Source organism: Streptococcus sp. HMSC056C01 (assembly GCF_001811305.1).
Lineage (GTDB): Bacteria > Bacillota > Bacilli > Lactobacillales > Streptococcaceae > Streptococcus.
Genome location: NZ_KV804213.1, coordinates 1 through 262 on the forward strand (window position 1 = coordinate 1; position 262 = coordinate 262).

The 262-nt window shown below is 45.8% G+C and carries 1 protein-coding gene; it reads right to left on the reverse strand.

Going from position 1 to position 262, the window contains the following annotated elements:
• Positions 1 to 262, reverse strand: a 262-nt coding sequence (locus tag HMPREF2795_RS08490; protein ID WP_148131296.1) for a class I tRNA ligase family protein, incomplete at both ends; no start/stop codon positions are given.

Consider the following 262-nt stretch of genomic DNA (forward strand, 5'->3'; position numbering starts at 1 on the left):
GAACCTTCAAGGTAGAGGTCAGCTGGGTATTTGAGTTCTGGACGGTTAACCACAACTCCGTTCCATGAAGAACCTGAGTCAAACCAAACGTCCATGATGTCTGTTTCTTTCTTGAACTCACCATTTGGTGAACCTGGATGTGTAAATCCTTCTGGCAAGAGGTCTTTAGCATCACGTTCCCACCAGATGATGGATCCATGCTCTTCAAAGAGTTGAGCTACATGTTCGATCGTTTCAGCTGTCATGATTGGTGTGCCGTCTT